The organism is Herbidospora daliensis, assembly GCF_001570585.1.
GTDB classification, from domain to species: domain Bacteria; phylum Actinomycetota; class Actinomycetes; order Streptosporangiales; family Streptosporangiaceae; genus Herbidospora; species Herbidospora daliensis.
The window spans coordinates 241,067-266,343 of the sequence record NZ_BBXF01000006.1; the positions used below are offsets into that span (position 1 = coordinate 241,067).

17 protein-coding genes are annotated in these 25,277 nt (G+C 70.0%); 7 read left to right on the forward strand and 10 right to left on the reverse strand.

Features of this window, described 5'->3' with window-relative positions; genetic code table 11:
* Positions 1-8 precede the first annotated feature (8 nt).
* From AW274_RS29385 to AW274_RS29400, 4 genes are all read left to right on the forward strand, one after another.
* Positions 9-4,673, forward strand: a complete 4,665-nt coding sequence (locus AW274_RS29385; protein ID WP_062438685.1) for a DNA repair ATPase — start codon at positions 9-11, stop codon at positions 4,671-4,673.
* Complete coding sequence (locus AW274_RS29390) at positions 4,670-4,957, forward strand: hypothetical protein (protein WP_062438689.1); 288 nt, start codon at positions 4,670-4,672, stop codon at positions 4,955-4,957. The genes AW274_RS29385 and AW274_RS29390 overlap by 4 nt, the downstream gene beginning before the upstream one ends.
* Before the next feature lie 143 nt (positions 4,958-5,100).
* Positions 5,101-6,750: an HAD family hydrolase gene (locus tag AW274_RS29395; protein ID WP_062438692.1), complete on the forward strand. Its 1,650-nt coding sequence runs from the start codon at positions 5,101-5,103 to the stop codon at positions 6,748-6,750.
* A 20-nt stretch (positions 6,751-6,770) separates the two neighbouring features.
* Positions 6,771-7,724 (forward strand): NAD(P)H-dependent flavin oxidoreductase, encoded by a 954-nt coding sequence (locus AW274_RS29400; protein WP_062438695.1) that lies wholly within the window; start codon positions 6,771-6,773, stop codon positions 7,722-7,724.
* 8 nt (positions 7,725-7,732) lie between these two features.
* Here AW274_RS29400 and AW274_RS29405 read toward each other — a convergent pair whose 3' ends face one another.
* From AW274_RS29405 to AW274_RS29420, 4 genes are all read right to left on the reverse strand, one after another.
* Positions 7,733-8,767 carry a DUF2293 domain-containing protein gene (locus AW274_RS29405; RefSeq protein ID WP_062438699.1) on the reverse strand — a complete coding sequence of 345 codons (1,035 nt, stop codon included), beginning with the start codon at positions 8,765-8,767 and terminating at the stop codon, positions 7,733-7,735.
* Positions 8,764-9,633 carry a serine hydrolase gene (locus AW274_RS29410; protein WP_062438702.1) on the reverse strand — a complete coding sequence of 290 codons (870 nt, stop codon included), beginning with the start codon at positions 9,631-9,633 and terminating at the stop codon, positions 8,764-8,766. Before AW274_RS29410 ends, AW274_RS29405 begins: the two co-directional genes overlap by 4 nt.
* A 5-nt stretch (positions 9,634-9,638) precedes the next feature.
* Positions 9,639-12,806, reverse strand: coding sequence for a S41 family peptidase (locus AW274_RS29415; RefSeq protein WP_062438707.1), 3,168 nt, complete (start codon positions 12,804-12,806; stop codon positions 9,639-9,641).
* An 88-nt stretch (positions 12,807-12,894) separates the two neighbouring features.
* The gene (locus AW274_RS29420) at positions 12,895-13,122 is read right to left on the reverse strand and encodes a hypothetical protein (protein ID WP_062335685.1); all 228 of its coding nucleotides are present in this window, start codon (positions 13,120-13,122) and stop codon (positions 12,895-12,897) included.
* Between the two features lie 153 nt (positions 13,123-13,275).
* On the opposite strand from AW274_RS29420, the gene AW274_RS29425 reads away from it, so the two are divergent.
* Positions 13,276-14,841, forward strand: coding sequence for an AMP-binding protein (locus AW274_RS29425; RefSeq protein ID WP_062438717.1), 1,566 nt, complete (start codon positions 13,276-13,278; stop codon positions 14,839-14,841).
* Here AW274_RS29425 and AW274_RS29430 read toward each other — a convergent pair.
* The gene (locus tag AW274_RS29430; RefSeq protein ID WP_062438720.1) at positions 14,833-15,759 is read right to left on the reverse strand and encodes an NPCBM/NEW2 domain-containing protein; all 927 of its coding nucleotides are present in this window, start codon (positions 15,757-15,759) and stop codon (positions 14,833-14,835) included. The genes AW274_RS29425 and AW274_RS29430 overlap by 9 nt on opposite strands.
* 153 nt (positions 15,760-15,912) lie before the next feature.
* Positions 15,913-17,262 (reverse strand): MFS transporter, encoded by a 1,350-nt coding sequence (locus tag AW274_RS29435; protein WP_232320474.1) that lies wholly within the window; start codon positions 17,260-17,262, stop codon positions 15,913-15,915.
* Between the two features lie 223 nt (positions 17,263-17,485).
* On the opposite strand from AW274_RS29435, the gene AW274_RS42220 reads away from it, so the two are divergent.
* A complete protein-coding gene (locus AW274_RS42220; RefSeq protein WP_062438726.1) occupies positions 17,486-18,331 on the forward strand; it encodes a helix-turn-helix domain-containing protein in 846 nt (281 codons plus the stop codon).
* Positions 18,328-18,540 (forward strand): DUF397 domain-containing protein, encoded by a 213-nt coding sequence (locus AW274_RS42225; protein ID WP_062335698.1) that lies wholly within the window; start codon positions 18,328-18,330, stop codon positions 18,538-18,540. Before AW274_RS42220 ends, AW274_RS42225 begins: the two co-directional genes overlap by 4 nt.
* Before the next feature lie 110 nt (positions 18,541-18,650).
* On the opposite strand, the gene AW274_RS29450 is transcribed toward AW274_RS42225, so the two are convergent.
* The 4 genes from AW274_RS29450 to mscL all read right to left on the reverse strand — a co-directional run bounded on the left by AW274_RS29450 (position 18,651) and on the right by mscL (position 24,958).
* Complete coding sequence (locus AW274_RS29450; protein ID WP_062438730.1) at positions 18,651-21,950, reverse strand: PQQ-dependent sugar dehydrogenase; 3,300 nt, start codon at positions 21,948-21,950, stop codon at positions 18,651-18,653.
* 118 nt (positions 21,951-22,068) lie between these two features.
* Positions 22,069-23,241 (reverse strand): sugar phosphate isomerase/epimerase family protein, encoded by a 1,173-nt coding sequence (locus tag AW274_RS29455; protein WP_062438735.1) that lies wholly within the window; start codon positions 23,239-23,241, stop codon positions 22,069-22,071.
* 814 nt (positions 23,242-24,055) lie between these two features.
* A complete protein-coding gene (locus AW274_RS29460) occupies positions 24,056-24,421 on the reverse strand; it encodes a DUF8711 family protein (RefSeq protein ID WP_062438738.1) in 366 nt (121 codons plus the stop codon).
* 111 nt (positions 24,422-24,532) lie between these two features.
* On the reverse strand, positions 24,533-24,958 hold the full coding sequence (mscL, locus tag AW274_RS29465; protein WP_062438742.1) for a large conductance mechanosensitive channel protein MscL: 426 nt from the start codon (positions 24,956-24,958) through the stop codon (positions 24,533-24,535).
* Positions 24,959-25,277 lie beyond the last annotated feature (319 nt).

The following is a 25,277-nucleotide window of genomic DNA, read 5'->3' on the forward strand; positions in this document are numbered from 1 at the left end:
CCCTGGGAATGACAGGGCTCGACGCCGGCACCTACGAGATCCTCCGCGCCCGGCTGGCCGAACAGGCCAAGGAGCTGGCCGGCCGGGCCGAGGAGCTCAACACCCGGCGCCTGGCGGTGTTCGGCGGCTCGGAGATGCGGCTGGTGGGGACCGAGCGCATCCGTACCGAGAACAACTGCGTGCCCCGGGACGTGGTCTCCGCCGGCGACACCATGATCTTCGGCTACAACGTGTTCATCGGCCTTCGGCCGCAGACCAGCGTCTCCGACGTCTTCTCCTTCCACCACTTCTCGCGCGACGGCGACGCGTTCACCTTCTCGGGCTCCGGGAGCGTGCTCGGCGACCCCGTCTTCGAGAAGGACTTCGGCGAGCTCTACCGCTACTACAAGGACACCCGGCTGCTCCAGCTGCGGAAGACCGACGGGAAGCTCCTGGCGATCTTCCAGACCGGGCCGCAGGACGTCCGGGTGCTGCGCTGGACGATGACCGCCGACGGCGTGTTGTCCTACCTCGACTCGCGGGGCGAGCGCGACCACGTCCTGCCGCCCTCCCACGACTTCGAGTGGATCGAGACCAACCGCGACGACCACGTGCTCGGGCGGCACCCGCACATCTCCATCGGCGGCGAGCTGTTCGTCGAGACCGTCGGCGGCGACCTCACCATCAAGGTCGAGAACAACACCGAGTCGGGCGAGGGCGTCTACTCCGAATCGGTCACCGAGCGGCTGCAGAGCCTCGCCGACGCCGACGTGTTCCACGCGCGGGTCGGGCCGCTGATCCTGCTGAAGATCCGGCCCTACAAGGAGACCGAGTGGCGTCACCTGGTCTTCAACACCCGGACCAAGAGCGTGACCCGGCTCGACGGGATCGGCCAGGCGTGCCAGCGGCTCCCCGAGGACCAGGGGATCATCTTCCCCGGCGGCTACTACCTGACGACCGGCGTGGCCAAGACGTTCGAGACCGACGTCGCCGCGCTGGAGTTCGAGCGGGTGATCCGGAGCGAGGAGGACGTGCTCTACGTCTTCCACGCCCGGGAGGAGGGGCGTTACCTCCTGCTGCCGTACAACGTGATCCGCAAGGAGGTCGCCAACCCGCTGCCCTGCCACGGCTACTCGCTGTTCGACGACGGCACGCTGGTGGTGTTCCGGGCGACCTCCGACGAGCCGTCGCGCGTCCACCCCATGCAGGTGTGGGACACCCCGTTCGCGGTCGAGTCGGCCGCCCCGGCCGGCACCGGCCCGCTGGAGCGCATCGGCAACGGCGAGCTGGTCAGAGGTGTCTCCGACTGCCTGTCGGTGGCCCGCATGGTCGAGGAGATGGCGCCCGCGCAGGCCGTCTTCGAGGCGCTGATCGCCTCCTGCGACCGCATCTCCGACGCCTACCACTGGCTCGGCGAACACGCCCTCGCCGAGCCGCTCGCGGCCCTGCGGGGCACCGCCGAGCAGGTGCTCGACGAGTTCGAGAACGTCCAGCGCCTCACCGAGGACGCCGCCGAGGCGGTGGCCGAGGCGCGCGAGCGCGTCGCCGCGATCCGCTCGACCGGCGTCACCCGGCTGGCCGACCTGCGCCGCGCCCAGGGCCACCTGGTGACCCTGCGCGAGCGCCGGTACGCCGACCTCCCGGCCCTCGACGCCCTCGCCTCCGGCGTCGAGCGGGAGGTGACCGAGACCGCCGCCCACGTGATCGCCGACCTGCAACGCGACGACGCGTTCGCCGACTTCCACGCCACGGTCTCCGCCCTCGCGGAGGAGGCCGAGGCGATCACGACCGTGGCCCACGCCGCCCCGGTGGCCGAACGGCTGGCCGCCCAGTCCGACGGCCTGGAGGCGCTGATCGAGGTGGTCGGCACGCTGGAGGTCGAGGCGACCGCCCGTACCGTCATCCTGGAGAAGGTCGGCGCGGTCCTCGCCGAGATCAACCGTGTGCGCGCCACCCTCGACGCCCGGCGGCGCGAACTGCTCGCCGCCGAGGGCCGGGCCGAGTTCGCCGCCGAGTTCGGCCTCCTCGGCCAGGCCGTGACGGCCGGGCTGACCGGCGCCGACAGCCCCGAGAAGTGCGACGAGCGCCTCGGCCGGCTGCTGCTCCAGATCGAGGGACTGGAATCGCGCTTCGGCGAGTTCGACGACTTCCTCGGGCAGCTCGAACGCAAACGCGAGGAGGTCTACGAGGCGTTCTCGGCCCGCAAGCAGACCCTCCTCGACGACCGCGCCCGCCGCGCCGACCGGCTCGCCGACTCGGCCGACCGCATCCTCGGCACGGTGCGCCGCCGCTCCTCGGCCCTGGCGACGCTCGACGAGGTCAACGCCTACTTCGCGGCCGACCCGATGGTCGCCAAACTGCGTGCGGTCTCGGCCGACCTGCGGGACCTCGGCGACCCGGTCCGCGCCGACGAACTCGACGGCCGGGTGCGCGCCGCCCGCCAGGAGGCCGGCCGCGCACTCAAGGACCGCACCGACCTGTTCGACGGCGACACGGTGAAACTCGGCCGCCACCGCTTCGCCGTCAACACCCAGCCCCTCGACCTCACCCTGGTGCCCCACGACGGCGCGTTGTCGTACGCCGTCACCGGCACCGACTACCGCGCCCCCGTCACCGGCTTCGCCGACACCCGGCACTTCTGGGACCAGCTGCTGGTGTCGGAGACGACGGAGGTCTACCGCGCCGAATACCTGGCGGCGTCGCTGTTCCCAGTAGAGGGCGACGTGGCCGAAGCCGTGCGCCGGGCCGCCGAGTCACGCTACGACGAGGGCTACGAGCGCGGCGTGCACGACCACGACACCGTGCGCATCCTGGACGTCGTCACCCGCCTGCACGCCTCGGCCGGCCTGCTGCGCCACCTGCCGTCGGCGCGGGCGACCGCGCAGTTCTTCTGGGCGCACGCGAACCCGTCGCCGACCTGGGAGGTCAGAGCCCAGTCCCTCACCCGCGCCCGGGAGTTGTTCGGCGGCGGCACAGCGGCCCTGGAGGCCCTCGCGGCCGAACTGACCGCGGCGATCGAAGCCCACGGTTGCCTCGACGGCCCCGCCTCCCTGGCCGCCGACTACCTGATCGAGGAACTGGCCTCGGCGCCCGCGGGCTTCGTCACCTCGACGGCCGCCCGCGCGTTCCTCGACGCCTTCGAGGAGGCTCTCGGCGCGGACCGCTTCGCCGCGTTCACCGCCGAACTGTCGGCCCTGGAGCTGCCCGCCCGTATCCAGCTCGCCCGCGCCTGGCTGGCCGCCTTCGGCAAGGGCGAGGCGTCGCCCGAGGCCGTCGCGCTGCTGCTGTGCGACCTGCCCCGCTACGACTCCGCCGCCACCCTCGACGGCGTCGTCGAAGGACTCCTGGGCGCCCACCCGCGCATCCAGGGCCGCTCCCTGCCGCTGCGCCTCGACGAGTTCCTCGCCCGGACGAGGATCTTCCGGTCGGAGCGGGTCCCGGCGTACCGGGACTACCAGCGGCGCCGCGCCGAACTGGTGGCCGGCGAGAAGAAACGCCTGCGCCTGGACGAATACCGCCCCAAGGTGATGGACTCCTTCGTCCGCAACGGGCTGATCGACCAGGTCTACCTGCCGCTGATCGGCGACAACCTGGCCAAGCAGCTCGACCACGGCATGGGCCTGCTGCTGCTGATCTCCCCGCCCGGCTACGGCAAGACGACCCTGATGGAGTACGTCGCCAGCCGCCTCGGCCTGGTGTTCGTCAAGGTCAACGGCCCCGCCCTCGGACACGAGGTGACCTCGGTCGACCCGGCGGACGCACCCGACGCGACCTCCCGGTCGGAGGTCGAGAAGATCTCGTTCGCGCTGGAGATGGGCAGCAACGTGCTGCTCTACCTGGACGACATCCAGCACACCTCACCCGAACTGCTGCAGAAGTTCATCTCGTTGTGCGACGCGCAGCGCCGGATGGAAGGCGTGTGGAACGGGACGGCCCGGACGTACGACCTTCGGGGGAAACGGTTCGCGGTCTGCATGGCCGGCAACCCGTACACCGAGTCGGGCCAGGTGTTCCGCGTCCCCGACATGCTGGCGAACCGTGCTGACGTGTGGAACCTGGGCGAGGTGCTGAGCGGGAAGGACGACCTGTTCGCACTGAGCTACATCGAGAACGCCCTGACGGCCAACTCCGTGCTCGCTCCCGTGTCCGATCACGGCGAGGTGGAAAAGCTGGTGCGGCTGGCTCGCGGGGAGGGCAGCGCCGACCAGCTGGCGCATCCCTACAGCACGGTCGAACTCGACCAGATCCTCAGCGTGTTGCGCAAGATGCTGCGGCTGCAGGAGGTGGTGCTGGCCAACAACCGGGCCTACATCGCTTCCGCCGCCCAGTCCGACGCCAGCCGGACCGAACCCCCCTTCTTGTTGCAGGGGTCGTACCGGAACATGAACAAGCTCGCGCAGCGGGTGGTGCCGGTGCTGACCGACGCCGAACTCGAAGCGATCATCGACGACCACTACCTGGGGGAGGCGCAGACGCTGACCTCGGGGGCGGAGGCGAACCTGCTGAAGCTGGCGGAGCTGCGGGGGGTGCTGACGGACACGCAGAAGGCGCGGTGGGAGGAGGTCAAGGCGGCGTATCGACGGGCCAGGGCGATGGGCGGCGAAGCCGACGACCCGACGACCCGGACGGTCTCCGCCATCACCCACCTGGCCGACCACCTGGGCGGCGCGATCACCTCCCTGAGGGACCGATGACCCTGCGCTCGGCGGAGGAGATCCGCGACTACCTCCTCGCCCAGCTCAACGACGCACTGCGCCGACCCGGCCTGTACGGCGACGAGGTCGCCCTCCGGGTCATGTTCGACCATTACGAGAACGTCGCCGACCCCATGGTCTTCTTCCACTTCTGGAACGGACGCGGCCCGTTGGGCGAATCGGCCATGTATGAGGAACCGACCCTGCTGGCGGCCCGTTGCGGCACCGGCAGGTTCGGGGACACGTTCATCTTCACCCCGTTCGGAACGAGCCGACGAAGCTGATGCGGTCCTGACGGACCGTCGCATCGGGCGTTCCTCCTCGGGAAAGGAGCGCCCCAGGCTTCGTCCTTGTGGCGGGACGAAATCCTTGAGGCGATCCCCGGGCAACGCCGGTTCAGGCCCGCTGACGGGGGCAGCCGACGTTCATGCGCTTTCACGCACTGGCATGTGACTACGACGGCACCATCGCCGTCGACGGCCGCGTCGACGACGGAACCGTCGAGGCGCTCGACCGGCTGGCCCGGTCGGGGCGGCGGCTGGTCCTGGTGACCGGGCGTCACCTCGACGACCTCCTCGACGTCTTCCCCCGGCTCGACCTGTTCGACCGTGTCGTCGCCGAGAACGGGGCGCTGCTCTACCGGCCGGAGGAGCGGGAGCGGGTCCTGCTCGCCGATCCGCCGCCGGCCGAGTTCGTCGAGCGGCTGCGTGAGCGCGGGGTCGAGCCGTTGCACGTCGGCGCGGGCGTCGTCGCCACGTGGCAGCCGCACGAGAGCACGGTGCTCGACGTCATCCGTGACCTCGGGCTGGAGTTACAGATCGTCTTCAACAAGGGCGCGGTCATGGTGCTGCCGCCCGGCGTCAACAAGGCCAGCGGGCTCGGGGTCGCGCTCGCCGAGCTCGGTCTTTCTGCGCACAGCGTCGTCGGGGTCGGGGACGCGGAGAACGACCACGCCTTCCTCGCCGCCTGCGAGTGCGCGGTCGCCGTCGGCGGCGCGATCCCGGCGCTCAAGGAGAGTTGCGACCTGGTCGTCGACGATGTCACCGAGCTCGTCCGGCTGATCGTCGATGAGGACCTCGCGCACGTCCCGCTCGACCGGCACGACATCCTGCTCGGCGACGACGTTCACGTCAGGGCTCACGGCGAGCGCATTCTGATCGCCGGGCCGTCGCACAGCGGGAAGTCGACCGTCGCGGCGGCGCTCGTCGAGCGTATCCACGAAGCGGGTTACCAGATCTGCCTCATCGACCCCGAGGGCGACTACGCCGAAGGGCTCGGCGACGCCGTCGTGCTCGGCGACCCGCGGCGTGCCCCGACGCACGACGAGGTGCTGCAGATCGTCGGCGACGCGTCCAGGAGCGTGGTGGTCAACCTGCTCGGCGTGCCCATCGACGACCGGCCCGGCTACTTCGAGGAGCTGGTCATGCGGGTCGGGGCCGTGTGGGGGCGGGTCGGGCGGCCGCACTGGCTGGTGATCGACGAGGCGCACCACCTGCTGCCCGACGGGTTCGACCCGCAGTCGACGGCCACGCTCGGGGCCATGCTGGCGATCACCGTGCATCCCGATTCGCTCAGCGCGCCGGTGCTGGGGGAGTTCACCGCCGTCATCGCCGTCGGGGCCGAGCCCGGGGGTGTCCTGGACGCTTTCAGCCAGGCCGAACGCCCCGACGTCCCCGGCGAACTGGACACCGGTGAACTGCTGCTCTGGCGGCCCGGTGACGATCCCGTCCAGGTGACGCTGACCCCGTCCCAGCACGAACGCCGCCGCCATATCCGGAAATATGCGGCCGGGACGTTGGGCGACGACTCCAGTTTCCGCTTCCGCGGGCCCGACGACCGGCTCGACCTCAAGGCCGACAACCTCAACCTGTTCCTCCGGCTGGGCGAGGGCGTCGACGAGGACACCTGGCAGTTCCACCGCCGTCAGGGCGACTACTCGCGCTGGATGGCCGAGTGCGTCAAGGACGAGGAACTGTCCGCCGCCGTCGCCGAGGTCGAGCGGTCGGACGACGGCGTCGAGGCCGGCCGGGCGCGGATCAGGGAACTGGTCGAGGAGCGTTACACGGCCCCCGAATGACCCCGGGCCATGATGATCACATGGCATTGACGACGAGTTTCACGCAGTTGGCCGGGGTACGGCACCCCATCGTGTCCGCGCCGATGGCCTTCTCGGCCGGTGGGGAGCTGGCGGCGGCCGTGTCGCGCGGGGGCGGGTTCGGGCTGGTGGGCGGCGGGTTCGGGGCGCGCGACTGGCTCGAACGGGAGTTGCCGATCGTCGCGCACAGCACCCGCGAGCCGTGGGGCGTCGGCTTCGTCTGCTGGGCGGCCGAGGTCGCCGGGGTCGAGTACGCCCTGGAGTTCGGCCCCACCGCGGTCCTGCTGTCGTTCGGCGACCCCACCCCATTCCTGCAGCCGATCAGGCGGGCCGGGGCGCTGCTGATGATCCAGGTCACCGACCTGGCCGAGGCCCGGCAGGCCCTCGACGCGGGGGCCGACGTCATCGTCGTCCAGGGCACCGAGAGCGGCGGCCACGGCGCGCGGCGGGGCCGGTCGACGTTTCCCTTCGTGCCGGCGGTGGTCGACCTGGCGGGCGAGACGCCGGTGCTGGCCGCCGGGGGGATCGCCGACGGGCGCGGGGTGGCCGCCGCGCTGGTGCTCGGCGCGTCGGGGGCGCTGCTGGGCACCCGCTTCCAGGCCACCGCCGAGGCGATCGTCGACCCGGCGATCACCCGGGCCATCGTCGAGAGCCACGGCGGGCAGACGGCGCGCAGCAGCGTGCTCGACATCGTCAAGGGCATCGACTGGCCCGAGAAGTACGACGGCCGGAGCCTCGCGCACCCGTACATCGACCGCTGGCACGGCCGGGAGGCCGAGCTCACGGGAGAAGCCCGGCAGACGGCCCGCGACGACATGGCCCGGGGCGCCACGCCACCGGCGGTCTGGGCGGGCGAGGCCGTCGACCTCATCGGCGACCTCCCCTCGGCCGAGGACCTCGTCACCACCCTGGCCACCCAGGCCGAACAGGCGCTCAACCGCGTCAGATCAGACTGAGGCCGCGATCAGGAGGCGCGCCATGACTGCAGGACCGCTTCGATTCGGTCGCGGATCTGGGTGCGGGCCGTCATGCGGGGCACGCCCTTCATCAGGAGTTCGTCGTAGGCCGTGTCCTTGTGCCGGACCGACGCCACCACCGCCAGGGTGATCGCCGACTCGTCGAGGACCTTGGCCGCCGACGTGCGGCCGACCCGGCCGCTGCCGCGGACCGCCGCGTGGGCGGCGATCTCGTCGGCCCTCGGGCAGCCGGGGAACAGGCGCCGGATCTCGGCCGCCATCCGGGCCTGGAACTCGACGTCCTGGTGGGCGCGGCGGTCGGCGTCGCGGTCGCGGCGGCGGGCGCGCAGTTCCTCGTCCTCCAGGCAGAGGTCTTCGGCGCGGGCGAGCGCGGCCTCCTCGATGAGGACGCCCCGCCGCTCGAAGCGTTTGCGCCTGGGGTTGTACTCGACGACCACGGCCGACAGGCCGCTCTCCTTCTTGGCCCGGCGGCTGAGGGCCGCGTTGCCGGCCGGGAGCATCACCAGATGGTCCATGTCGGCGCAGGTCAGGCAGTAGGGGGAGGCGTCTTCCATGATCAGGTAGGGGCCGGTGTCGCGGCAGCCCGCGCAGCGCCACGGCTCCTGAGGGACCAGCACCCGCAGGTCGGGCGGCCTGTTCTGGGCCTCGGTCAGGCGGCGGCGGCTCGTGTCGGACATCGCGGGGCTGATCCACTGACGGCAGAAGGCGCGTTCCTGCTCCTCCGAGCCGTCGCGGGTGAAGCGCAGCGCCGAGCGGTCGCGGCTGCCGGAGACGTAGGCGGTCTCCCCGGCGATCAGGCCCTTGTCGCCCGCCCACTCGGCCAGCAGCGCCGCCGCGTCGGTCATGCGGGCGGCGTCGACGGCGGCGAGCTCCTCCAGGGAGCCGGCCCGGCCCTGCCGCCAGCTCTCGACGTGGCGGTGGTGGACCCAGCGCAGGCCCGTCAGCACGTCGACGACCGTCACGTATTTACGGGTCGCCAGTGCGATCTCGGCCGCTTCCGCGACCCGTCGTCCCAGTCTCATCGGGTGAGGGCCGCCCGGTGCACGTCCCGGGCCAGCCGGGTGATCTTGGTGACCGAATCGGACCAGCGGGAGGTCTGGGTGGTCAGGATGACCTCGATGTAGCGGTCGCCCGCGCCGACGACGCCGGTGGTGTGCAACACGGCGTTGGCGAAGTCGACCGGAGCCGGGGCCTGATAGGAGGCCGCCGCGCCGTTGCCCTTGCAGCGCACCGGCGGGATCGAGCCGTAGCCCGACCAGCCCTGCTTGACCGCCCACGGCTTGGCGACGCCGCGCGGGATGCCGAAGTACTGGTCGAAGCCGTCGCTGCCGCACGGCCCGGCCTGCCGGAGCTGGCCCATGATCGTGTTCCGGACCGTGGGGGAGGCCTGTTCGAGGATGTACCGGTAGACCTTGGCGATGTCGAGCGCGCTGATCGCGGTGTAGCCCCAGAAGCCGGGCTTGCCGGCCGGGGGCGGGCCCGAGTCGGTCAGCTTGAGCTTGGCCGCCACCCGCTGGATGATCTTCCCTTGGCCGCCGAGCGACCACAGTCTCGTCGCCGCGTCGTCGTCGCTGACCCGCAACATCGGCTTGAGCAGGGCCAGGTTGGGCTTCTTCACCCGCTCCAGGTGGTCGATGGCGATCATCAGCTTCACGACCGACGCCGACCTGAACCGCTTGTGGACGTTGCGGCTGACCGTCACCTTCTTCTGCAGCCGGTCGTACACGACATAGCCGGTGGTGACACCGGAGGGCACGCTGACCGGCTTGGGCGCGGTTTTCGCGGGGGCCGCCTTTTCGACGGTCGTCCTCCCGACGGCCGCGTCGCCGCCGGGGGCGGTGGAGCAGGCGGTCAGTAAGAGCAGGGATACGAGTAGCAGGCGCGGCACCCGGCCTACGCTAGCCGACCCCGGCCACGGCGATCGTCGCTTTCCCGCCAGGCGGCCACCCGGGGAGGCAGCGTCGGCACCACCCTGCGGGGGCGGTCGGCCGGGTTGGCGCTGTGGGCGGGGTCGCGGTCGAGGGAGTCGAGGGCGATCTCGACGGCCCGTTCCAGCTGGGCGTCGACGCCCATCGCGTACTCCTGCGGGGTGATGTCGACCTCCACGTCGGGGTCGGCGCCGTAGTTCTCCACCCGCCAGCCGACGTCGTCGAACGCGAAGGAGAACTCGGGCTGGGTGGTCAGCGTCCCGTCGGCCAGGCGGTGCCGGGGCCAGACGCCGACCACGCCTCCCCAGGTGCGCCTGCCGACCAGGGTGCCGAGCCCGAGCAGCTTGAAGGTGTGGCAGAAGATGTCGCCGTCCGACCCGGCCCACTCGTTCGTGAGGCCCACGATCGGGCCGCGCGGCGACTCGTCGGGGTAGGGGGCCGGCACGCCCCAGCGCGGGAAGTCGTAGCCGAGCCGCCGCCGCGACAACTTCTCCAGCAGCAGCGCCGACACGTCGCCGCCGCCGTTGAACCGCACGTCGACGATGAGGGCCTCGCGGTCGTACTCGGTCAGGAAGCCGCGGTGGAACTCGGCGAAGCCCTCGGGGCCCATGTCGGGGACGTGGACGTAGCCGACCCGCCCCCCGGTGTGCTCGTGGACGAGCCGGCGGTTGGCCTCGACCCAGTCGCGGTAGCGGGCGGGCTGCTCGTCGCAGAGGGCCCGCACGACGACCAGGTGGTATTCGTCGTCGCGTTCGATCGTCAGCTCGACCTCCTCGTCGGCGAGGTTGACCAGCAGCCGCCCGGGGGAGGCGTCGGGGCCGACGGGCATGCCGTTGATGGCGGTCACGGCGTCGCCGGGCTCGACGTCCACCCCCAGGCGGTTCAGCGGCGAGGTGGCGAGCGGGTCCCACGGGTCGCCGGTGACGATGCGGCCGATGATGTAGCGGCCGTCCTCGTAGAGCCAGTCGACGCCGAGTTTGCCCTGCCAGTAGTGGGGGCGGTCGCGGTACTCGCCGCCCGACTCGAAGGCGTGGGAGGTGCCGAGCTCGCCCAGCAGCTCCCACAGCAGGTCGGAGAACTCGCCCCGGGTGCCGACCCGGTCGACCAGCGGCAGGTAGCGGGCGTAGACGCCGTCCCAGTCGATGCCGGCCATGTCCTCGTCCCAGAAGTTCTCGCGCTGGAGCCGCCACGCCTCGCGGAACATCTGCCGCCACTCGGCCTCGGGCGCGACCGACACCTTCACCCGGTCGAGGTCGATCCAGCCGTCGTTGCGGTCGGTCTCGTCGTCCTCCGACGGGCTCTCGCCCGCCTTGACGACGCGCAGCCGGTCGCCCGACCGGTAGAGCAGGGTCGAGTGGTCGCGGCCGAGGCAGAAGTCGGCGACGTCGGAGACGAGCTCCTCGGCCTTCTGCTTGGCGTACTCGTAGCAGTGCAGGGTCGAGCCGTGGTCGCCGACCACCGGGGTCGTGGTGTAGATGACCTTGCCCTTGAGCCCGGCGACCCGCTGGTAGCGGTTCTCGTCGACGGGGAAGGCCACGATCCGCCGGGTGAGGCCCTCGGTGTGGATCTCGAAGTCGGGTTCCTCGGTGTCCTCGTGGTCGAGCGGCCGGGGTTCCGGTACGAACGGCGACCCGATCCCCTCGCGCAGCGCCACGGCGTAGGGGCGGGTGCCCATCGGGAAGCCCAGGTCGAACTGGAGCTCGTCGTAGACCGGGTTGAACACCCGCTGCCCGATGAAGTAGAGGTAGCGGCCCTCGGGGTCGAAGGCGGGCCGCCGGTCGACCAGCACCGGGTCGGTCGCGGGGGCGATCTCGCCGGTCTCGGCGTTGAACAGCTTGATGACGGTCGTCTGGCGGGCGACCGGGCACGCGTAGGCGAGCCAGGTGCCGTCGGGCGACCACGCCGGGTCCTCGATGGCGCCGAACGGGCTGGCCTCGACCTCGGTCACCGTCGCCCCGTCGTCGTGCAGCTCGACGACCAGCAGTTCGTTGCGGTGGTTGGTGACGGCGAACCGGTCGCCCCTGGGGGAGACCTCCAGTTCGGTGATGCGGCCGGTGTCGGCGTCGTCGAGCCTGATCGGGTCCTCGTGCGACAACACGACCAGCACCTCGCGGTCGCCGTCGTCGCTGGCCGCCGCGACCAGCCGTTCGCCGTCGTCGTCGAGCCAGGTCAGGAACCGGTAGCGGACGCCGTCGGGTTCGCCGTGCTGGAGCACCGGGCCCTCCCAGCAGGCGAACGAGAACGCCTTGCCCCGGGTGGTGACGGCCAGCCGCGAGCCGTCGGGGCTGAGGGCCGCGCTGTCGAGGTAGCCCGCCGCCGGCACGAACCGGCGGTTGCGCTGGGTCAGCGAGCTGCCCAGGCGCACGTCGACGCGGCGCGGCTCGTCGGCGTCGGGGTCGAGCAGGAACAACTCGGCGCCGCAGTGGTAGACCAGCCGCCGCCCGTCGGACGACAGGTTGCGGGCGTAGTAGTCGCCGTGGTCGGTGTGCCGGCGCAGGTCGTCGCCGGCCGGGGAGCACGAGTAGACGTTGCCGACGCCCTCGTGGTCGGACAGGAAGAACACCCGGTCGTCCACCCAGCACGGCGAGGCGAGGTTGCCGGGCAGGGCGATCAGGCGGCGGAAACGCCGGGTGCCGATCCACAGGTCGCCGACCGTGCCGCCCCGGTAGCGCTTCCAGCGGGCCGGGTCGGAGGTGTTGCGGCCGAGCACGATGCCGCCGGGCCCGTAGGTGATGGCGGAGGCGGGGCCGTAGGGCAGCGGTTCGGGCACCTCGCCCGGCACGACCCGGTGCAGCCAGCGGTAGCCGTGGAAGGGCTGGCCCTCGTCGCTGGTGTAGACGATCGCGCCGTGCGGGTCCCAGCCGGCGACCTGGCAGTCGGCGCCGTGGAAGGTGAGGCGTTCGGCGGCGCCGCCGTCCGCCGGCATGACGTACACCTCTTCGGGGCCTTCCTCGCGGCCGACGAAGGCGATCTGGGTGCCGTCGGGGGACAACCGGGGGTAGGCGGCCTCGGCCACTCCGGCGGTCAGCCGGAACGCGCGGCCGCCGTCGGCGTGGACCATCCAGAGGTCGTCTTCGGCGGCGAACACCACCACGTCGCGGAAGATCGTGGGAAAGCGCAGATAGCCGGCCATCCGTCCCTCCCTGCCGGGAAACCAGAACAGGCTCGGGGAGCGGGTCGCCCCTTCCCCGAGCCTTCACCTCAGACCCCCACTAGGCGGGTCAGTGGTGCTGACCACCCTGGCGCTGCTGATGCTGCTGCTGCGAGGAGTGCCCCGGCTGCCGGCTCTCCCCGCCGCCCATGCGGTTGCCCATCGAACCGCCGCCCATGCCCTCACGCTCGGGACGGTTCTCCCCGCCCTCACGCTTGTCCTGCTTGGCCGCACGCTGATCCTTGATCGTGGCGCGCTTGGCCTTGCCCGAGACCTTGGGCTGGCGCTTCTGAGGCATTTCAGCCATTTTTTCCCCCGAAAGTGGCTTTGATGACGCTCTGTGTGCCATCGGTGACATTCATACCCATATGGGCGAAAGTAATCACACATGCGGTTTGTGTGAGAATGGTCGCCGACGATTGTTCTGGACTATTGTTCTGGAGGGCGTGCGGTGACCCAGTTCGACCTGGCCACGCTGCATGAGGCGATCGCGGCGGCCGTTCCCGACCGGGAGTGCCTGGTGTGGCGCGACCGGCGCGCCACCTGGCGGTCCGTGACCGAACGCACCCGGCGGCTGGGCAACCTGCTGCACTCCCGGGGCCTCGGGCCGGGCGCCCGGATGGCCGTCTACCTGCACAACGGCCCCGAATACCTGGAGGCCCTGCTCGGCGCGCACAAGGCCCGGGTGACCCCGTTCAACGTCAACTACCGCTACACCACCGACGAACTGGCCTACCTGTTCGCCGACGCCGCGCCGTCGGCGGTGGTCTTCCACGCCGCCTTCGCGCCGCTCGTCGCGAAGGTGGCGCCTCCGTCGGCGCTGCTGCTCCAGGTCATGGACGACACGGGCCACCCCCTCGTGCCCGGAGCCCTCCCCTACGAGGAGGCCCTGGCCGCCGCGTCACCCGGCCCGGTGCCGGTCACGCCCTCACCCGACGACGCCCACATCATCTACACGGGCGGCACGACCGGCATGCCCAAGGGCGTGGTCTGGCGGATCGGCGACCTGCTCGACGGCCCGGTCGGCGTGCGCCGCAGAGACGGCTCGTCGTTCCCGACCCTGGCCGCCCTGGTCGAGCACGCCGCCGCCAGCCGCCGCCGCATCCTGCCCGCCGCCCCGCTGATGCACGGCACCGGCGTCTGGTTCACCCTCAACGGCTGGTGCCTCGGCTCGACCGTCGTCATCGCCGACCGCGTCGACCGCTTCGACGCCCCGAGCCTGCTCGCCACCCTCGAACGCGAACGCGTCACCGGCACCGTCATCGTCGGCGACGCCTTCGCCCGCCCCCTGGTGGAAGAGCTCCAGAGCCGCCGGTACGACCTGAGCCTCGGCATGATCGGCACCAGCGGCGCCTTCCTGGGAGAGGCCCTGCGCGCCCGCCTGACCGAACTCATCCCGGGGATCAGGACCGTCGACACCCTCGGCTCCTCCGAGACCGGCAACTCCGCCGTGCGCATGGACGGCGGCCGGTTCGAGGCGGGCCCCTGGACGGTCGTCCTGAGCGCCGACCAGACCCGCGTCCTGTCACCCGGCGACCCGGAGGAGGGCTGGCTGGCCCGCTCGGGCCCCATCCCGCTCGGCTACCTGGGCGACCCCGAGAAGACCGCCCGCACCTTCCGCACGATCGGCGGCGTGCGCTACGCCATCCCGGGCGACCGCGCGATCTGGCGGCCCGACGGGACCGTCGACCTGCACGGCCGCGAAGCCACCGTCATCAACACGGCGGGCGAGAAGGTCTTCGCCGAAGAGGTCGAGGGCGTGCTGCGCGAGGTCGAGGGCGTGGTCGACGCCCTGGTGGTCGGCCGGCCCAGCGAACGATGGGGCCAGGAGGTCGTGGCGGTCGTCCAGACGGAGAAACCCGGCGACCCGGACGACACCGCGCTGAAGAGCGCGTGCGCGGCCCGGCTGGCCGGGTTCAAGGTGCCGAAGCAGTTCGTCAGGGCGGAGGAGGTCCGCCGCCACGCCAACGGCAAGGCCGACTACGCCTGGGCGAAGTCGGTGGTCACCTCAGACTGAGGCGAGGAACCGGGCGTCGCCGAAGACGGCGTTGATCCACGACCGGCCCTTCGACGCGGGCGAGCCCTTGATCAGTTTGGCTTCCAGACGGATCCGCGACTGTCCGCTGACGTCTGCCTGAAGTTCTCTGGGCTCCATCCACTTCGACTGCACGGTTCTCAGGACGATGGTGTCGCTGTCTCCGTAGACGGTGAACCGGACGACGGCGTCCTCCAGGTCGTTGTTGGGCGTGCCGACCGTCGCGACGAAGGTCTGGTAGGCGACCCCGGAGGGGGTGACGGTGATGGACATGAAGTCGCCGGGGGTCCGCAGATAGACGTAGGGGCTCGATCCGAAGACGTTGCTGCGCTCGTCGGTGGTCCGGCCCAGGGTGAAGTCGTCGTCCTGCACCGAGACCTCGGCGCCGTCGCTCTTCACGGTGCGGGCCTCGTCGCGTGGCAGGTCCTTGAGATAGACGGTCCGGGCGCCCTCGACCTCGACGACGTCGGTCGGCGTCGGCGTCGGCGTGGGGGTGGGGGTCGGCGTGGGGGTCGGGGTCGGCGTGGGGTCCGGGGCGTTCGTCACGGCCTGGGTGAGGGTCGGCGGCGGCGATGCGGGCGGAGCGGGCGTGACGTCGCCCAGGGCGGTGAGGGGGAGGACGTCGGGTGCCAGGCCTACCCCTACCGAGCCCGCGCCCACCGCTACGAGGGCGACCCAGAGGAAGACACGGAGGTTCACGGGGCGGCCGCGGAGGCGGATCAGGGCCACCAGGCCGAAGACCATGCCGAGGATGCCGAAGCCCAGTGCGGCTTTGGCGGGGCCTTCGCGGACCAGGACGACGATGGCGGTGAGGTCGGCGGCGATGCCCAGCACGCCGAAACCCCACGGCTGGGACTCCCGGCCGTCGTTCTGCTGTGCCGGGTCGTGCGTCTCCGTCACCGCGACTCCTCGCCTCACCTGAATCGGGGCAGGACTTTAGCAATGCGTCTTCGGTGATTCAGATGATTTACGAGAACCCGCGTAATTTGAGTAATTAATTAGAAATGCGCCTTTTGGCCGGATGGCGGTATTTGCTCCGCCATCCGGCCGCGCTCATGCCCGGTGCATGCTGAGCGGTTCGGCGATGTCCTCCAGTGATCTCCGGGCCGCCTCGACGCCCAGGAACCACTGCACCAGGCCCGCCGCGATCATCAGGCCCGCCCCGATCAGGTAGCCCACCGTCACCTGGCCGGCCTGCTCGCTCTCGACGAGCCGGCCGAACAGGACCGGGCCGATGATGCCGCCGAGGCCGGTGCCGACCGCGTAGAACAGCGCGATCGCCAGCGCCCTCGTCTCCATCGGGAAGATCTCCGAGACCGTCAGGTAGGCCGAGGAGGCCCCCGCCGAGGCGAAGAAGAAGACCACCATCCAGCAGACGGTCAGCGTCACCGCGTTCAGGACCCCGGCGTCGAACAGCAGGGCCGTGCCGACGAGCAGCACGCCCGACAGCACGTAGGTGCCCGCGATCAGCGGCCGGCGGCCGATGGAGTCGAAGAAGTGGCCCAGCAGCAGCGGCCCCAGGAAGTTCCCGATCGCGATGGGGATCAGGTACCAGGGGGTCGAGCCGTCGGGCACCCCGAAGAAGGTGGCCAGCACCAGGGCGTAGGTGAAGAAGATCGAGTTGTACAGGAACGCCTGGCCGACGAACAGCGACAACCCGACGACGGTACGCCGCGGGTAGCGCCGCACCAGCGTCATCGCGACCTCCGACAGCGGGGTGTGGTCACGCTGGTTGACGGTGATCTGCCGGTCGGCCTTCGGCAGTTCCTGGTGCACCGACCGTTCGATGTCGGTGACGATCCTCTCGGCCTCCTCGTCCTTGCCGTGGATGAACAACCAGCGCGGGCTCTCGGGCACCAGCCTGCGGATCAGCAGGATGCCGATGCCCAGGATCGCGCCCAGCCCGAACAGCACACGCCAGCCGACGTCCTCGGGCAGCACCTCCGGGTTGAGCAGCGGGATGGCCACCAGCGCGCCGAAGACGGTGCCCAGCCAGTAGGAGCCGTTGATGATCAGGTCGATCCGGCCCCGCAGCCGGGCCGGGATCAGCTCGTCGATGGCCGAGTTGATGGCGGCGTACTCACCCCCGATTCCGGCGCCGGTGAAGAACCGGCACAGGAAGAAGTACCAGGGCTCGAACGAGAACGCCGTCGCCACCGTGGCGGCCAGGTAGAGGGCCAGCGTCGCCAGGAACAGCTTCTTCCGCCCGAACCGGTCGGTCAGGTGGCCGAAGAACAGCGCGCCGATGCACGCGCCGAGCACGTAGATGCCCGCCGCGAGGCCCACTTCGGAATCGGTCAGGCTCAGTCCGCCGGCGTCGCTCGTCAGCCGGGGCCCGATCACGCCGACGATGGTGACCTCGAGACCGTCGAGCACCCACACGGTGCCCAGCCCGAGCAGCACGAGCCAGTGGAAACGCGACCATGGCAGTCGGTCTAACCGCGCGGGAATGTCAGTCGTGATCTGCTTCATGCAAGGCCAGCTACCCCAAGAAGGACATGGGATTCTCCGGCGGTGCAGAAATGTCCACCGTCACTAATCCGCATTACCTGGAGCCCCTAATGCGGCGTGGCAGACTCCGTGGCACCGGCATTACCGGGAAATCGGCTGGGGGGTAATTAGCACAATGGGAACTGGGCGACTGCCGACGATCCGGTTACGCCGCCTCGCCGGAGAGCTGACCCGCCTGCGCACCGACTCCGGCTACAGCCGCGAGGAGGTCGCGAGCCACCTCGGTGTCGCGTTCTCCACCATCTACCGCATCGAGACGGGGCTCACCCGCCCCCGCGCCAAGACCCTTCGTGACCTGCTCGAACTCTACGACGTCGACCCCGCCCACCGGGCCGCCCTGGCCGACCTCGCCCGTGACGCGGGGGACCGCGGCTGGTGGCACGCCTACGGTGACGTCCTCCCCGGGCCCTACGTGGGGCTCGAATGGGAGGCCGTGTCGGTGCGCAACTACGAGTCGGTGGTCATCCCGGGACTCCTCCAGACCGCCGACTACGCGCGGGCCGTCATCAGCGCCGCTCTCGAGGAGACCCCGAAGGCCACCGGCCGCCGGGTCGCCCTGCGGCTCCAGCGGCAGCGCAAGCTCGACCAGCGAGACTTCGCGATGTGGGTGGTGCTCGACGAGGGCGTCGTCTGGCGCCGCGTCGGCGGCCCGCGGGTGATGGCCCAGCAACTCCGTCACCTGCACGAACTGGCCAACCGCCCCAACATCACGATCCAGGTGCTCTCTCTGCGTGGTGGCGCCTATCTCGGCATGGGCAGTCCGTTCAGCATCCTCAGCTTCGCCGGGCCCGCCGACGGGGAGGTCGTGCTGCTCGAGAACCCGGGCGGCGAACTCTACCTGGAGGCCCCCGACCAGCTCAGGCGCTGCGCCCACATCTTCGACCACTTAAGGGCGGCGGCACTCAGCCCGGAACGGTCGTTGGAAGTACTCGAATCCGCAGAGAAGGAGATGACCTCGTGAAGTTCACCGACCTCGACGTATCCGCCGCCACGTGGCGCAAGGCCGAGAAGTCCAACAGCCAGGGAGACCAGTGCGTGGAGGTGGCCCTGATGGGCCACGCCATCGCGCTGCGCGACTCCAAGAACCCGACCGGGCCCATCCTCGCGTTCACACCGGGTGAATGGGACGCGTTCGTCCACGGGGTGAAGGGCGGCGAATTCGACCTCTAGGCATTCACGGAAGCGGCGGAAAGGCGCCTCTCGCCTTTCCGCCGTTTTCGGCCGGAATGAAAAAGGTGGGGGGCCACGGGGGCCTCCCCACCTTCTTCGTCACTTACCGGCTAGATCTCGGAGAGAAGCTGGTTGGCGTCCCTTTCGAGGGCCGCGCGGAGCTCCGCGTCCTTGACGTAGTCACGCTGCGACAGCGTGCGGATGAAGCCGTTCAGCTCCGACCTGGCCGCGGACGGCTTGTTCAGGCTGAGGCTGTGCTGCGCGTCGCGCAGGTGGTTCAGCAGCGCGGTGGCGCCGTTGGCGGTGATCTTGCCGGCGTCGCGGAGCCTGGGGATCAGCGTCTCCAGGTCCTCGTACGACGTGGTCACCGTGAACTTGACCTGGGCGGTCGCGGTGCGGCCGGCCTTGTCCTTGACCGTGCCGACGAGGGTGTGCTCGCCGAGCGACAACTTCCACACGTCGAACGGCTGGCCGGGGGTGACCGGGTTGCCGTCGATGGTGGCGGTCATGGTGTCGATGCCCGAGCCCGCGTCGGCGCCGGTCACCACGGGGGTGATGACGTCGCCGGTGCCGTACTCGGTGGCGGTGACCCCGGTGATGCCCGCGGTCGGGTTGGTCTTGTCGATCCGGATGGTGAGCGTGCCGACCGGGGAGACGTTGCCGCCCGAGTCGGTGGCCCGGTACTGGAAGGTGGTCACGCCCTCGGTCGTGATGTTGACCGGGTTGTTGGCGTTCGACCAGGTCTGGCCGCCGTTGGTGCTGTACTGGCGGCTGGACACGGTGCCGTTGTCGGTCGCCGTGACGGCGACGCTGACGTTGCCGTCGTTCCACCCGTTGGCGTTCGGCGCCGGGTTCGGCGTCGCGGTCACGGTCGGGGCGGTGGTGTCGGCCACGCCGCCGCCGACGTAGGTGAACGAGTCCACCTCGACGCCGCCGGTGGAGGTGACGTACAGCTGACCGGTGCCCGTCGGGGCGCCCGCCAGGGACTGGGTGACCTCCTGCCAGCCGGCGCCGGCCGGGATGGTGACGCTGGCGAACGGCGTGGCCGTCGCCGAGTTCCAGCGCAGCGCCAGGGTGCCGGCGCCGGAGGCGCGGACCTTCACGCTGTTGATGCCGCTGAAGTTCACCGGGTCCCAGGCGATCGAGTCACCGGGGTCGAGCGAGGTGATCTTGCCGAGGCCCGAGGCGTTCGGGTCGTCGGTGTCGACCGCGCCGTTGATGATGTCGGCGTGCTCGGCCTGCTGGAGCTTGGGGTTGAGGATGATGCTGGCCTCGCCCAGAGCCGCCGGGAGGCCGTTGGCGCCGTTGTCGCGGTAGGAGATCACGACGACGCCGAAGATGTTCTCCGTCTCACCGTGCTCGGGGGCGTTGGCCGGGGTCGGCCAGGCGCCGGTGCAGCCCGTGCCCAGCGTCTCCGGGTGGGCGTGGTTGTCGTGGCCGAGGCCGAAGTTCCACTGCATCCGGGAGCAGGTCGCGTTCGGGCCGTCCTCGGCGTCGGTGGCCGAGAGGTTGAACGGGATGGCCTGGCCCCAGTCGAAGAAGCCGCCGTTGCCGGGGGTGTTGACGCTGACGACCGGAGCGGTGTTGCCGACGGAGATCTCGACCGAGGTCAGCGCCGACTTGCCGCCCGAGTCGGTGACCCTGAGGCGGGCGAAGTAGAGGCCGTTGGTCGCGTAGGTGTGGCTGACCTGGACGCCGGTCTTGTCGAAGGTGCCGTCGCCGTCGACGTCCCACTCGTAGGTGAGGGCGCCCGGCTCGGTGTCCGTCGAGGCCGAGGCGTCGAAGTTCACGGTCAGCGGCGGCGCGCTCGCCGACGCCTTGTCGACCTTGATCTTGGGCTGCGGGGTCTTGTTGTCGGCCGCGTAGTCGATCCGGTAGAGACCGGAGTCGGGGTTGGCGCGGAAGAAGCCGTCGCCGTAGTCGAGGACGTAGAGCGCGCCGTCGGGGCCGAACTCGATGTCGATCGGGCTGTCGGTGATCGGCATGGCGGCCGTGGTCAGCGCCTTGTTCGGGAAGAACTGCTCGATCTTGGTGACGGGACCGTCGGGGCCGGCCAGGGTGAAGGCCGCCAGGTAGTCCTGCGAGAACTCGGCGAAGAACGCCTTGCCGTCCCAGTACTGCGGGAACTTGTAGGGCGAGGGGTTCGCGGCGTCGTAGTGGTAGATCGGGCCGCCCATCGGGCCCTGGCCGCCCTGCGGGTCGAAGTCGGTCAGACCCGCCCACTCGGCCGGCTGGTGGGTGTTGTTGTCGCCGTAGTACAGGTCGGCCGGGGTGGCCGGGGGAAGCTGCGCGATACCGGTGTTGTGCCGCGAGCCGCTGACCGGGCCGGCGGCGCAGTCGAAGAACTCACGCGGCGTGTTGGTCGCGAAGTTCCAGTTGTTGTAGTTGAAGTTGTTGCCGGTGCAGTACGGCCAGCCCGCGTTGATCGGCTTGTTCGTCGGCGTGGTGTTCCACTCGACGTAGCCCATCGGGCCGCGGTCGGCGTTCGGCGAGCCGGCGTCGGGACCGTAGTCGGCCCACGACAGGGTGCCGGTCGACGGGTCGACGTCCAGGCGGAACGGGTTGCGCACGCCGGTCACGAAGACCTCGGGACGGGTCTTCTCCGTGCCGACCGGCCACAGGTTCCCGGCCGGGATCGTGTACGAGCCGTCGGCCTGGACCTTGATGCGCAGGATCTTGCCGCGCAGGTCGTTGCTGTTGCCGGCGCCGCGACGGGTGTCGTTGCCGGGGTTGACGCCGGGGGCGTCGTTGTTCGGGGCGTAGCCGTTGGCGCCGGGCGCGGAGGCCGGGGTGTTGTCACCGGTGCCGAGGTAGAGGTTGCCGTCGGCGTCCCAGTCGATGTCGCCCGCGACGTGGCAGCACTGGCCGCGCTGGGTCTCGACCTTGATGATGACCTGCTCGGTCGTCAGGTCGAGCTTCTCGCCGTCCCACTTGAACCGGGAGAGCTGGTTGTAGCCCTTCCACTGGTCCCAGTAGGCGTCGGTCTGGCCCGCCGGCAGCGTGTTCGGCGCCGAACCCGTCGGGGTGGTCGCGACGTAGGGCGGGGTCATCGTGCGCGGGGCGTAGTAGAGGTACACCCACTTGTTGTTCGCGAAGTCGGGGTCGAGCTCGACGGTCTGGAGCCCGTCTTCGGAGTTGTTGTAGACCGGGATCGTGTTGACGATCTTGGTGATGCCGGTCGACGGGTCGGTCAGGCGGAGGTCGCCGGTCCGGGCCGTGTGCAGGACGCGCAGGTCGGGGAGCACGGCCATGTCGACGGGCTCGCCGACGTTCTTGGTGAGGGTGATCTTCTCGTAGTTCGACCAGGTCACGGCCGGGTCATCGGCGGCCTGCGCCGGGACGCCGAGCATGCCTAACGGAAGCGCCAGGGCGGTCACGAAGACCCCCAGCGCCCTTCGGGTACGCTGCATGGAAGGTACTTCTCCTTGGACGAGGAGTATCGGTGACCGGACCGCCGTGCCCGCCGGGGCAACGGCGGATCCGCGCGGCGGTCCGGTAGAGGAACAGGGCTGCGAAAACGCCGAGTGGTTACTCGTAGTACCGGTCTTCGCGCATGTCGGCCCAGTTGTTCCAGCTCAGCTGGGCGAGCCCGAGAGACTGCGCCGGGTCGGCGCCGTTGGGGGCGTTGTCCTGCTCGTACATCGGGTGGTGCTTGTCGCGGATCTTGACCCGCTCGAAGAACTCCCGGTAGTTGATGTTGCCGGTGCCCAGCGGAACCATGTCGTAGCCGTTGGCGATCGCCGGGTTGACCTTGCCGTCCTTGATGTGGAAGAGCGGGTAGCGCTTCTGGTTGTCGCGGATCAGCGTGAACGGGTCGAAGATGTCCTGCACCACGGTGCCGTCGGCGGCGGTGTAGTTGCTGAACTTGTACTGGGCGACGTGGGCCCAGAACAGGTCCATCTCCAGGAAGACCAGGTGCTTGTCGGTCTGGCTGAGGAAGTACTCGAGCTTGCGGATGCCCGACGAACGGGTCGGCCGGCCGAGGGCGTCGAGCGGGCCGCTGTCGAGCAGGAAGTTGTAGGCGGCGTCGTGGTTGTGGGTGTAGAGCTTCAGACCGGCCGCGGTCGCCAGCTCGCCCAGGGCGTGCCACTTGGCGATGGCGACGTCCCAGTCGGCCTTGAAGTTGCTGCCGGTCGGGTCGTTGCCGGTGCCCACGTGCTGCATGCCGAGGATGTTGGCGATCTCGAGCGTGCGCTTCCACCGGTCGAGGTCGGCGGTGCTGAGCGGCCACGAGCCGGGGATGAAGCCGTGGTTGCCCTGGGCGCGCAGGCCGTTGGCGTCGAGCCACGAGCGCAGTAACGTCGCGCCGGCGACCGACTCGAGGTTGTTGCCGCCCTCGGCGTTCGCGTGCTGGGTGTAGCCGGCGAACTCGATCTGCTTGTAGCCGATCGCGGCGAGAGCCGCGAAGACCTCCTTGAAGCCCGACGGGTGCGGGCTCGCGATCGGGTCACGGCTGATGGCGTCGCGGACGGTGTAGAGGATGATGCCTCGCTGCGAGGCGGGAACCAGGGCGCTCCGGTCATCGGGCAGGGCCGCGGCGGCGGGGTCGGCCACGGGCACCTCCTCGGCCTGGGCGGTCCCGGGCAGGGCGAGCGGCAGCGCCGTGGCCGCGGCCACGCCGGTGGAGGCCGCAATGAACTGGCGCCGGTTCAGCCCCAGGTTGCGGCGGAGGGAGTCTTGTTGGGCATGCGTGTCGCTCACGCTTACTCCTCTTCGGTGAGGGACGCGTGCGCCGATCACGTCTCTGTGACTCTGTGTCGACCCGCAGGCTGCCACCGCCCTTGAGCTGATCGATGACATTGTTACTACGGGATATGAGGGGGGTCAACGGGCGCTGACCCGGGTTGTGATCCCCACCCGGACCGTTCCCGATGTCTGTGGGAGCGTGTTCCTGCTGGCAGCCGCCGACAGTGCGATGTCACATGGGGCCTGGAGAGGCCAATTAATCTCGTCCGTCGGCAGACTTCTGTTGACAAAAATCATAAGTCCCATCTATCGTCCCGAAACATGTAGGACATCTGTGGTTTCTCCTACAAAACGTCCGATGTATACCGGGTGACGGCTCCTCCAGAGCCGGGCTCCCTCCCCACCCCCCGCTATTCCGTGTCCTGGTGGATTCGGTTCGGTCCCTCCCGTCGTCGCGCCGAGTCGACGGGGTCGCCAAGGGAATGCCACCCCGGCCTGGATCCCCCAGCCTGACTGTTCGGTAAACGCCGAGATCGCCGTACCTTTTCATGAGGTACGGCGATCTCGGGTTGACCTATGTGATTGACGTGCCCGACGACCCGCCGGTTGGGGCTTTTTCGCCGGCCGGTCGTCCGGACCGGGTTCCCGTCGTGTTCTGGCCGATGGGGACTCCGGCCGTTTCCCGCTCCCGCCCTTTTGGTCCGCGGCTTTCGTCATGCCTGCCGGCGTTGCGGCGTGAAGCCGCGCGGCCGGTTTGGCGCCGGATGCGGTGCGGACCTGGAGCGGCGGGCGGCGCCCTGGTGGGCGGAGCCGTAACGGAAGGCGCTTGTCAGCCGCCGCAGGCGACGGCGAGTTCCTGGGTCGCCTCAGAGGTCTTGGTGGCGAACTCCGTGATCGCCGACGGGTTCGCCGGGTCGATCTTCAGGGTCGCCCACGTGTCGGCCATCTTGGTGAGCGACGACTTGAGGTCGCCGTCGGCCTTGCCGGCCAGCCCCTTCAGCTGGGTCGCGAGGGCCTGGGTCTCGGTGTTGATCCCGTCGAGGTTCCCGGCGGCCTGGCCGACCTTGGTGCTGTAGTCGGTGAACGCCTTCATGGCCTCGTTGCAGACCTCGGTCGTGTTGCCGCCGCTGCACGCGGCGGTGCCGAGAAGGAGAGAGGTCGCACCGGCGACGAGGATGAGGCGAGCGGTCTTCATTGGGAGAGTGCCTTCCTAGTTGTCTTTGACGAGACGGGACACTAGGGAAGCCCGCTTGCGGCGGCCTTTCACGCCGCTTACAACTTTTACGCCCGCCTTATGCCCGAACTCTTACACGGGCGGCCGCTCCGCCGCCGCCGGCGTCAGGTCACTTGTGCAGAACGCACACTTGCGGGCCTCGACCGGTACGTCGCTCAGACACTCCGGGCACTTCTTCTCGGTGGCGACCTTGTCCTTCTCGAACATGGCGACCAGACGGGTCATGGGGGTGACCACCAGCCAGTAGACGACGGCCGCGATGATCATGAAGCTCAGCAGGGTGTTGAGGAAGTGCCCGTAGGCGAACTCGCTCTCGTTGATGGTGAACGTGAGCTCCCCGAAACTCTTCTCGGCGCCGCCGGTGATGGCCTTGACCAGGGGAGTGATGAAGTCGGCGACCACGGCCTGGACGAGACCGCCGAAGGCGGCGCCGATGACCACGGCGACCGCGAGCTCCACGATGTTGCCGCGGAGGAGGAACTTTTTGAATCCGCTCATGGGGCCGCAGGCTACCCAATGAAAGGGTGCAGAATCCGCACGAAAGATTCGGCAGGCTTGCGGGAAGGGGGCCGGTGGGTCTGGCAACCGAGGTGATACGGGGTCGAAACACCTGCTTATTCTGGGAGCGCTCCCATTGACGGGAGCGCTCCCACGGGATATCGCGGGTTTTGCGCGGAGAGAAACGCGGATCGTGCGGACACGTGCGGGGGTCCGCACGATCTGGCCTTTACTGTGCCGGGTCAGGACTGGGGGGTGCCAGTTCGTGTTCCACAGAGTGGACTGTGGGGCTTTTTGTGGGGGTTTCTCGGGGTGGGGG

Excerpts from the sequence above, each read along its gene's own strand:
- AW274_RS29405 (WP_062438699.1), bottom strand. The coding sequence starts at position 8,767 with ATGAGACTGGGACGACGGGTCGCGGAAGCGGCCGAGATCGCACTGGCG.
- AW274_RS42220 (WP_062438726.1), top strand. The coding sequence starts at position 17,486 with ATGGGAACTGGGCGACTGCCGACGATCCGGTTACGCCGCCTCGCCGGA.
- mscL (WP_062438742.1), bottom strand. The coding sequence starts at position 24,958 with ATGAGCGGATTCAAAAAGTTCCTCCTCCGCGGCAACATCGTGGAGCTC.
- AW274_RS29395 (WP_062438692.1), top strand. The coding sequence starts at position 5,101 with ATGCGCTTTCACGCACTGGCATGTGACTACGACGGCACCATCGCCGTC.
- AW274_RS29385 (WP_062438685.1), top strand. The coding sequence starts at position 9 with ATGACAGGGCTCGACGCCGGCACCTACGAGATCCTCCGCGCCCGGCTG.
- AW274_RS29420 (WP_062335685.1), bottom strand. The coding sequence starts at position 13,122 with ATGCCTCAGAAGCGCCAGCCCAAGGTCTCGGGCAAGGCCAAGCGCGCC.
- AW274_RS29415 (WP_062438707.1), bottom strand. The coding sequence starts at position 12,806 with ATGGCCGGCTATCTGCGCTTTCCCACGATCTTCCGCGACGTGGTGGTG.
- AW274_RS29400 (WP_062438695.1), top strand. The coding sequence starts at position 6,771 with ATGGCATTGACGACGAGTTTCACGCAGTTGGCCGGGGTACGGCACCCC.
- AW274_RS29450 (WP_062438730.1), bottom strand. The coding sequence starts at position 21,950 with ATGCAGCGTACCCGAAGGGCGCTGGGGGTCTTCGTGACCGCCCTGGCG.
- AW274_RS29390 (WP_062438689.1), top strand. The coding sequence starts at position 4,670 with ATGACCCTGCGCTCGGCGGAGGAGATCCGCGACTACCTCCTCGCCCAG.
- AW274_RS29460 (WP_062438738.1), bottom strand. The coding sequence starts at position 24,421 with ATGAAGACCGCTCGCCTCATCCTCGTCGCCGGTGCGACCTCTCTCCTT.